Genomic DNA, 9213 nt, shown 5'->3' with positions numbered 1-9213 from the left:
AAAGACTGACCCATTTTATATTCTCTTAAAACCATGAAAAACACCATGAAAAAACTATAAACAACTAAATAAATAATAGAACAACCTACAATATAAAATTAACCCCACACAACAAAAAAAACAATTATGAGTCAACCTCATTAATAAATAAAAAAATAAAACATAATCAAGTAAACTCAAAACAGTAAGAATACTTTAGAAAATAAAAAATATTTTAAAACTTATAAAATTAGTTGGGGGGGAGATATTTAATGTTATTTATTTATTTATTTTGACGCATTTAGATATTCTATTTTAAGCCCCATTGATTCTACAACTTTAACTACTTCTTTAAGATTTCCATAAGCTGGGGAACCCACACCTTTAACATGAGATGGGTAATGGTCTGGAATCACCGTAGCTAAATTATCTGCACCGGCCATTAAAGAATATTTAACATTTTCTGGCCCAATAGTCGGTGTAGGAACGGTAATTCTAATATCATGGTACATTATTCGAGTAATGGCTATGGTTTTCATTTGTTCTTCAAGAGAACATGGGGGGTGACTGGCCATTGGTGTGTCTTGATAAGGATTGAATCCCATAATGGGTATTTCTCCCAGACTTGAAAATTGTTTAAGGAAAAATAAATGATTTACTCGGTCTTCGTATGATTCTCCTAGCCCAATTAAAAGCCCAGATGAAAGTTCCAGATCAAGTTCACTTACCATTTCACAGATTTTTATCCGGTTTTTGAGTTTTTCACCTGGCTTTAGTTCATTGAAAATGCTTTCATTCACGGTTTCCAGATTGCAGCACACAGTATCTGTTTCATAATGAGAAAGTTCATTTAAGGATTCAGTATTTAAATCAGATCCTACATTTACCAGAAGTTCTAAGGATGTATTCTCCTTAACTACTTTAGCAGCAGTTACTGCTTGTTGGCCATGGTAACCGTGGGCTCCGGAACAGCTAATCCGAGGGATACCAGAATTTTCCACTGAAAGTGCGGCTTTCAAAATTTCATCCTCTTTTTTATAAAATGGATGATAGTATCCTTCAGATGAGGTACGGGCTGCAAAACCACAGTATTTGCATTTAGGTGTCACCTGGCAGACATTGGTAAGATGCACAGTTGAGGTGAGTTTGATTTTTTTGCTTTTCTGGTCTCGGATGGTAGCCGCTGTATCCATGACTAGTTGAATTTCTTCAGGTGAAGTCACATTAAATAGTTTTAGTAACTCCTCTTTCTGAAGATTTTCACATTCCAATGATTTATTAAGGATTTTTTCTATCAAATTAACACCTAAACCGATTTTGTGAGAATTATTATGTAATATATTTATGAATATGTTATAAGTTTGAATTTAAGAGATTATTTTAAAATGATTTTTATCGAATAAATTAATCTATTTTTATTATCTATTTTATGTTGATAGTTATTTTATTGAATATTTTAACTATAGCTAGTTCACAAAAATCATTAATAAAAATTATTATTAGTATTTATTATTAGTTTTAATTCAGTATAAATTTATAATTATTATAATAGTATTTTAGTATAATGATATTCTGAAATTTTTATATAATTGACAATTTAATATAAACTTAATATAAAATATAAAAATTTACTCAAAAATTATTAACAAAACTAATTATTAAATAATTTTTACTAGTATCAAAATATTAATTTATTAGTTTATTTCAGGTGAAAAGATGCATGATATTATTAAAGACGCAATTAATGATTTAGATGCTGCATGGGAGCTTTCTAAACTAAAAAAAGATCCTTTAGAAATCATAGACGCGGTTTCCCAGCTCAGCAGAGCAGATGCCCAAAAACTGGGAATGAACTTCAAAACATTCCCTTTAGGATGTGATTTGACTGAAATTTTGGCGGGAACATGCGCCTCTGACTTGGATAAAATTGATTTAATAGGTAATTGTGTTCTATCAGATAGTATTGGGGCATCTATTCATGTGTGTGCCTATGCATTTGCTGATATTGCTGAGGCCAATGGGATGAAACCTCTGGATTTAATCAGGGAAGTAAGAGAGGCCACAGACGTCCCAATGGATTTAGATCATTTTGGCCGTTTTGGACCTATGAGGTTTCCTAAAGAGATTATTAAATGTCCTGGACAGTGTTATATGCAGGGCCCTCCATTTGATGGCTGTCCTAGGGACAGAATTCATTCCCGGCTTTTTGATAAAGAGGAAGATGGGTTGGCCGATAGGGAAGAATGGATAAAGCTAGCCTCTTCGGTGGCTATTAATTTAACCTCTGTTCAGGGAGGAGAAGGCCATGCTGCACCTCTAGATGAAGCGCGTGAAGTTGCAGAGCTGGCCAAAAAACATGGAAAAGGTATCGAATCTATAATGTTTGTAGGGGATGGATATGATGATTTGATAGCTGGTTTTAGCACGGCTTTGGAAATGGGGGCTGATGTTTTCGTCTTAGAAGGAGGCCCCTTCAATCAGGCTCCAAACCGACTAGATGCTTTTGCCAAGGCCATTACCATTGCTAGAATACTAGTTCCTGGAAAAATAGTGGCTACCAATGGTGCCTATGAAGATGAATGCCGTGTAGGATTAAGAGCAGGACTCAATGCTATTATTACGGGTTTCCCTCAAAATCACCATGGATATATGTGCGGATATTCTCCTAAAACTGCTAAAAGAGGTAATTTTGGTCTTCCACGGGTTATGCAAATTATCCGAGAAGAGATTAATTGTGGCTGCGGATGTGGTGGGCAAACTCAAGCCCCAATTGGAAAAGGCGAGCTGGAGGCCCTGACTGCCTCTGTAAAAGTTGTTGGTCCTGAAAATGTTTATCCTAAAAAGATTGGAGATTCAGTTTTAGGAGATGCCCATTGGGTATGTGTGGCAGCAACACCCCTTTATGCCAAGGCCCGTGTGGAAAATACGGTTTCAGATATTGTTAAAATGGTTGAAAATGGTCAAATAAAAGATTCTGTGGCCCTATTTGGTGGAAGATTTGTTTCTTGGGCCATGGCCAAGGAACTAGATGGCTTGGTGGATGAAATTATTATTAGTGACACTGATCCTTGGGTAGAAAAAGTCACGGTTGATAATCTTAGATCTGAATTGAAAACGGATATTATTCAAGCAAACTCTGATGATAAAAAAGCTTATAATGATGCTCAAAGTTCAATTATAACTTCCACGATTCCAGGGTTGGCCCAGAGATTATCTAAAAATCTCCCAGGATCTATAACTCTGGTTTAATTTCCTTAATTATTTTTTATTTTTTAATTTCAATTTTCTTGGAACTTTTTGCAACTATTAATTAGTAATTTTTCTAGATATCCTAATTGATTATTATTTAATTTTTATTAATGGATGTTCGAATTTTTTAATTTTTATTTAGTAGCATTATATTTGATTAATAGAAAATTACTTTAAAAAATTTGATTAGTTCTATGGAATTTAATTTATAATATAATAATTTATAAATGTATTACTGACTATAGGAAATGAGTTGAGAATAGCGCGGACCCTATCTTATAATATAAAATTAGATTTAATTATTTTTTATTTTAGTTTACTAGATTATAAAATAGCATTTAATCGTAAAAAAGAACTGTAATTAATCCTTCAGCTATGTAATACTAAAAATAAAATTATTAATCTAATATATAAAATTTTCTACTTGTGTTTATAAGTAACCTTTATACTTACTTGGTTTAAATCCATATAACAGGTACAATTAATAAACCAATTCATGGTAAAATTGATAGTACAGTATTGTAATAGCAAGGAGGAAACTCTATGGCTGAGGATGACGTAAAAATTGTAATGTTTTGTTGCAACTGGTGCTCCTATGGTGGGGCTGACACTGCTGGTACAGCAAGGATGCAATACCCGACAAATATCAGAGTAATTCGAGTAATGTGTTCTGGAAGAATTGAACCGCAGTTTGTTTTGAAGGCCTTCCGTGAAGGCGCAGATGGTGTTTTAGTAACTGGATGCCACCACGGTGACTGTCACTATGACGCAGGAAACTACAAACTTGATAGAAGAATGAGATTAATTTATAAACTTGCAGAAGAAATGGGAATTGGCAGAGATAGAATTTATCACGACTGGATTTCCGCTTCTGAGGGCGAAAAATTCGCGGATACCGTTAAAATGATGGTTGATCGAATAAAAGCTCTAGGACCATCCCCTTTAAAAGAACAAATTCAGGCTGAGGCCTAATTGGAGGAAAGAAAATGGCCGAAAAAGCAAAAATAGGAACTATGTGGCTGGGCGGATGCTCTGGATGTCACTTGTCCATTGCTGATTTCCACGAAGCAATTTTAGATGTTATGGAATTGGCAGACTTCGAATTCAGCCCAGTTCTAATGGACACTAAATATGATGAAGTTCCAGAATTAGATGTTTTAATAGTTGAAGGTGGAATTCGAAACGAGGAAAACCGAGAATTAGCCGAAATGCTAAGAGAAAAAGCTAAGTTCCTAATTAGTTATGGAACTTGTGCGGTTTACGGTGGAATCCCAGGATTAGGAAACCTTCACTCTGTTGATGACTTAACTCAAGAAGCTTATATTAACTCCCCAAGTACTATTAACCCAGAAGGTATAATTCCTAATGAAGAAGTACCGCATCTGGAAAGCAGAGTAAGACCACTAGCTGAAGCAATAGATGTGGATTTATCCGTACCTGGATGTCCTCCACGATCTGATGTGGTTGCCCAAGCAGTATTGGGATTATTAAAAGGAGAAGCTGTGGAATTACCATCCACCAACCTGTGTGAAGTATGTCCAAGAGAAAAACCACCAGAAGGTTTAGCTATGGACTTCATCAAAAGACAGTTTGAAATTGGTAAACCAGAAGAAGAATTATGCCTAATCTCTCAAGGATTAATATGCATGGGACCAGCTACTCTATCATTATGTGGAGCAGAATGCCCAACTATTGCTATCCAATGTAGAGGATGTTACGGACCTACTCCTAAGGTTCAAGACCAAGGCGCAAAGATGATCAGTGCTATTGCTTCTGATTATGGGATCGAACAGGATAAGACTGTTGACCCAGAAGAGGTTGCTGATCAACTGGATGATATAGTAGGTACTTTTTACACTTACACACTCCCAGCTGCTTTAGTGCCAGTCAAAATGAGAAAGGAGGGTAAATAATGGTAAAACTCACTATGGAACCTGTAACTCGTATTGAAGGGCACGCAAAAATTACAGTGCACCTGGACGACGCCGGAAACGTGGAAGACACCCGTCTACACGTTATGGAATTTAGAGGTTTCGAAAAATTCATGCAGGGCAGACCTGTAGAAGAAGCAGCACGGATAGTACCTCGTATTTGTGGTATCTGTGATGTTCAGCACCACTTGGCTGCGGCCAAAGCTGCAGACCAGTGCTACGGATTCCAAGATGATGAAATCTTGCCTGCCGCTTATAAAATGAGAGAACTAATGAACTGGGGTTCATTTATGCACTCTCACGCGCTTCACTTCTACTTCTTAGCTGCTCCTGATTTTATTGCTGGAAAAGATAGAAAAACCAGAAACGTATTCCAAATTATTAAAGATGCTCCTGATTTAGCTCTACAAGCTATTCAACTCAGGAAAAACGGTCTAGATATTGTTAAAGCTGTTGGTGGACGACCTATTCACCCAACTTCATCCACTCCGGGTGGTATCTCCACTGAACTGGATGCTGAAACTCAAAAAGACTTACTTGGAAAAGCTCAACAGAACGTCGAATTAGCCCAAGCTACTTTAGATTTAGCTATACCAATATTTGAAGAAAATATTGACTTGGTTAACACTTTAGGTAACATTGAAACTCGACACACTGGTTTAGTTAATGATGGTGTATGGGATGTTTACAACGGTGATGTACGGATTAAAGAAAAAGACGGAAGCATTTTCCGTGAATTCAAATCCAACGAGTACTTAGACACTGTTGCTGAGCACGTTAAACCTTACTCTTGGTTAAAATTCCCTTACATCAAGGAACTAGGATACCCAGAAGGTATTTACCGGGTTTCCCCATTATCCAGATTAAATGTTGCTGATAAAATGCCAGACGCTGCACCATTAGCTCAACAACGCTTCACGGAATTCCATGATGCTTTTGGCTATGGTCAACAAACCTTACTTTACCACTGGGCACGTCTCATAGAAATGTTAGCTGCTGCAGAATGTGCTGCTGACGCTCTAGAAGGAGATTTATCTGGACAAAAATTCCCAGACGCTATCGAAAGACAAGCTGGTGAAGGTGTAGGAATTGTAGAAGCACCTCGTGGAACTTTAATACACCACTACAAAACTGATGATGACGGCCTCATGACCGACGTCAACATTGTAGTTGCAACCATCCAGAATAACCCTGCTATGGAAATGGGTATTCAGAAAGTTGCTAAAGACTACATTAAGCCTGGTGTAGAAGTAGACGACAAGATCTTCAACTTAATGGAAATGGTTATCAGAGCATACGACCCATGTCTATCCTGTGCTACCCACACCATCGACAGCCAAATGAGACTTGCCACCTTAGAAGTGTTTGACAAACAGGGTAACCTAATCAAACAAATATAATATTGCAGGTGGTAAAAATGATAGTAGTCAATAAAGAAGACTGCATTAAATGTGGAGCCTGTCAAGGTACCTGCCCCACCGCAGCCATAGAAGTAACACCAAGCAATGTTATTTACTGTGATATATGTGGCGGAGATCCTAAGTGTGTAGCTACCTGTCCTCAGGATGCTTTAAAAGTCGAATCCATGGTTATGGATGAAGAAGGTACCACTCAAGAACGGATCGTTTTCAATCCAGTTAAGTGTAATGAATGTGGCGACTGTGTAGATGTCTGCCCTCCTCAAACATTGAAATTGGAAGAAGGAAAAGTCCAGAAGATCCCACTGCAAGGTTTCTGTGTAATGTGCCAGAAATGCGTTGACATCTGCCCGGTAGATGTTATTGGTATTGATGGTATCAAGGAACCTGCTCATAAGGAATTGAATATCGAAGGAGCTATTTTCATTGCTGACTGTGTCGGCTGTGGAATGTGCGTCCCTGAATGTCCAGTAGATGCTATAACTCTCCCAGAAATTGGTGGAGTTATTGATATCGATGAGGACACCTGTATTAAATGTGGTGTCTGTTCCCAGACCTGCCCATGGAATGCAGTATTCATTTCTGGTAAAAAACCTGAAAAACGTACCAAAGACATGAAGAAGTTCGAATTGGACGCGGAAACTTGTATAGGATGTAATTCCTGTCTAGAAGCCTGTCCTGGAGACTTCATCGTAGCTAAGGATTCTAACCTTACTGTGGAACTACCTGCAATCTGTACTGCTTGTGGTTTATGTGAGAAGATTTGTCCTGTGGATGCTATTGATCTGGAAGTTGAACTGGGACCTGCTAAACCTGCCAGTGAAGAAGGCCTCGTTTATGATGCTGAGAAATGTGATTTCATCGGAGGTTGTGCCAACATCTGTCCAAACGACGCTATTCGGGTAGTTACCAAGACTGGTATGCAATTACCAGAACAGGTAAAAGTAGACGCAGAATCATCATACTCCATGTGTACCCGGTGCGGTGCATGTACTATGGCCTGTCCAAAAGATGCTTTATCTTTAGTGGAAATGGACAAAGTCGTGGATGGTCAAGTTGTCAAAAGGAAAAGGGTTCAGTACAATCCTTCTCTGTGTGATGAATGCGGTGATTGTGTCGACGTATGTCCATACAACATGCTGAAAATCACTGAAGACAAAGTACCACTCAAAGGTTTCTGTATCCTTTGTGACCAGTGCATACCTGCCTGCCCAAAGAATGCATTGTCTTTAAAATAAATAGTTTAGACGGTTTTAAACCACTAAACTCTATTTTATTTTTTTTATTTTTACAAGAACTGGAATTTAAATAATTAATTGTAGTGATCGTTTTCGGGACTTAAATTAAAAATCAAACTTATTTAAAAATTTATTTTTCTAATATACTTATAATTCCCATAAATGAAAATTTAATGTCTGAATTTATATTATTCATCAGGGTTAAATGGTTAATATTCATATATTTTTAATTCTAAAACAAGACATTAAAATGTAATATTAAAATATCCAAAAAAATATCATGAGAATATTAGTCTAAAATGATTTTTTATTTTTTAGGTATTTAATATATATCAAGTATCCTATAACTAAAATAATAATTCCCATAACTACTATTTGTTCTAAATTAGATATTTGTTCGGCTAATTGTTTGTAAGCAATTCCAAATTGCCATCCAATGAATCCCAGTGCGGAAGCCCGAACTAAACTTCCTAAAAAAGTAATAATGATATAATCTTTTAGGTTGAATCGTATGAAACCGCAAAAGGTGCTTATAGCTACACTTGGAACAAGAGGTATAGCCCTTAAAGTGAAAAGGATTATGTCATCACTTTTACTTTCAGCAAACTTTTTCTGTGTTTTTTCCACATCTGCCCAACTAAGGCCCAGATATTTACCCCATTTTACGATGAATGGTTTTCCTAAATAATAGCCTAGGCCATATAATAAAAGTGAACCTATGGTTAATCCCAGTGAAGCAGGGATGGAGACATTCAAAAATAGTTTAATAAAACTTGAAATGTTCAGGGGATCCGTTCCCATTATAAGAAAGCTACTTCCCATAACCACGATGGCCGAAGGAATGGGGGCTATTATTTCTTCAAGTAAACTCCCCAAAAATACCCCAAGAGCACCATAAGACACGAAAAAACTTTTTAGAGATAAAAACAGTTCATTAATCATTTAGATCACTGTTTTTTAGAATATTTCTAATATTTTCTGCAAATATAATTTAATGCACTAACCACACAAAGCTTTTATTTGCTCATTATTTTTCTAAATTAATATATATTCCGTGTTTATCAAGGTCTATTTCACTTATATGTCCTTTAATAGTTTTCTTTTGGTTTAATATGTCTGTTAAATCGATTTGATTTCCATCTATCTTTATCAATAAAACATCTTCCATTATTAAAGATCCATCTGTAGAGTATGCTGTCGATTCGCACATATTATCTCCTCATTTTATATTTTAATAGCATATTATTTTCTATTCATTTATTATTTACTCATACCTAATTAAATTTTTTTATTAGGATAGAATTTTTGCTATAAATACTTCTTAAGCTCAAATGGATAAACTTATATTAATCTTTGACCAAAAACATATTTATTATAATAACGTTTAATAACAAGTTT

Annotated in this window: 8 protein-coding genes; 5 read left to right on the top strand and 3 right to left on the bottom strand. The window is 36.1% G+C overall.

The genetic code is table 11. The annotated features are described in order from the left end of the window. Positions 1-266: 266 nt before the first annotated feature. Positions 267-1277 (bottom strand): 5,10-methenyltetrahydromethanopterin hydrogenase cofactor biosynthesis protein HmdB, encoded by a 1011-nt coding sequence (gene hmdB, locus Q7I96_06150; protein MDO9627190.1) that lies wholly within the window; start codon positions 1275-1277, stop codon positions 267-269. A 418-nt stretch (positions 1278-1695) separates the two neighbouring features. Between hmdB and hmdC the strand changes: the two genes are divergently transcribed. The 5 genes from hmdC to mvhB all read left to right on the top strand — a co-directional run bounded on the left by hmdC (position 1696) and on the right by mvhB (position 7815). After that, positions 1696-3228, top strand: a complete 1533-nt coding sequence (gene hmdC, locus Q7I96_06145; protein ID MDO9627189.1) for a 5,10-methenyltetrahydromethanopterin hydrogenase cofactor biosynthesis protein HmdC — start codon at positions 1696-1698, stop codon at positions 3226-3228. 543 nt (positions 3229-3771) lie between these two features. After that, complete coding sequence (locus tag Q7I96_06140; GenBank protein MDO9627188.1) at positions 3772-4200, top strand: hydrogenase iron-sulfur subunit; 429 nt, start codon at positions 3772-3774, stop codon at positions 4198-4200. A gap of 14 nt (positions 4201-4214) precedes the next feature. Continuing rightward, positions 4215-5141: a F420-non-reducing hydrogenase subunit MvhG gene (gene mvhG, locus Q7I96_06135; protein ID MDO9627187.1), complete on the top strand. Its 927-nt coding sequence runs from the start codon at positions 4215-4217 to the stop codon at positions 5139-5141. Beyond that, on the top strand, positions 5141-6559 hold the full coding sequence (mvhA, locus tag Q7I96_06130; protein ID MDO9627186.1) for a F420-non-reducing hydrogenase subunit MvhA: 1419 nt from the start codon (positions 5141-5143) through the stop codon (positions 6557-6559). The genes mvhG and mvhA overlap by 1 nt, the downstream gene beginning before the upstream one ends. A gap of 17 nt (positions 6560-6576) precedes the next feature. Continuing rightward, positions 6577-7815 (top strand): polyferredoxin protein MvhB, encoded by a 1239-nt coding sequence (mvhB, locus tag Q7I96_06125; GenBank protein MDO9627185.1) that lies wholly within the window; start codon positions 6577-6579, stop codon positions 7813-7815. Between the two features lie 294 nt (positions 7816-8109). Here the strand turns inward: mvhB and Q7I96_06120 are convergent, their stop codons facing one another. Beyond that, positions 8110-8757 (bottom strand): VTT domain-containing protein, encoded by a 648-nt coding sequence (locus tag Q7I96_06120; GenBank protein MDO9627184.1) that lies wholly within the window; start codon positions 8755-8757, stop codon positions 8110-8112. 85 nt (positions 8758-8842) lie between these two features. Next, positions 8843-9025, bottom strand: coding sequence for a CooT family nickel-binding protein (locus tag Q7I96_06115; protein MDO9627183.1), 183 nt, complete (start codon positions 9023-9025; stop codon positions 8843-8845). Positions 9026-9213: the final 188 nt, after the last annotated feature.

It is taken from the genome of Methanobacteriaceae archaeon (assembly GCA_030656015.1).
Lineage (GTDB): Archaea > Methanobacteriota > Methanobacteria > Methanobacteriales > Methanobacteriaceae > UBA349.
Note: the sequence above shows the minus strand (reverse complement) of the source record. Positions and strands in the feature narration are given on the sequence as shown.

What these genes read in the sequence shown, in the direction of transcription:
- hmdC (MDO9627189.1), top strand. Translation starts at nt 1,696, where the DNA reads ATGCATGATATTATTAAAGACGCAATTAATGATTTAGATGCTGCATGG.
- Q7I96_06140 (MDO9627188.1), top strand. Translation starts at nt 3,772, where the DNA reads ATGGCTGAGGATGACGTAAAAATTGTAATGTTTTGTTGCAACTGGTGC.
- mvhG (MDO9627187.1), top strand. Translation starts at nt 4,215, where the DNA reads ATGGCCGAAAAAGCAAAAATAGGAACTATGTGGCTGGGCGGATGCTCT.
- mvhA (MDO9627186.1), top strand. Translation starts at nt 5,141, where the DNA reads ATGGTAAAACTCACTATGGAACCTGTAACTCGTATTGAAGGGCACGCA.
- mvhB (MDO9627185.1), top strand. Translation starts at nt 6,577, where the DNA reads ATGATAGTAGTCAATAAAGAAGACTGCATTAAATGTGGAGCCTGTCAA.
- Q7I96_06120 (MDO9627184.1), bottom strand. Translation starts at nt 8,757, where the DNA reads ATGATTAATGAACTGTTTTTATCTCTAAAAAGTTTTTTCGTGTCTTAT.
- Q7I96_06115 (MDO9627183.1), bottom strand. Translation starts at nt 9,025, where the DNA reads ATGTGCGAATCGACAGCATACTCTACAGATGGATCTTTAATAATGGAA.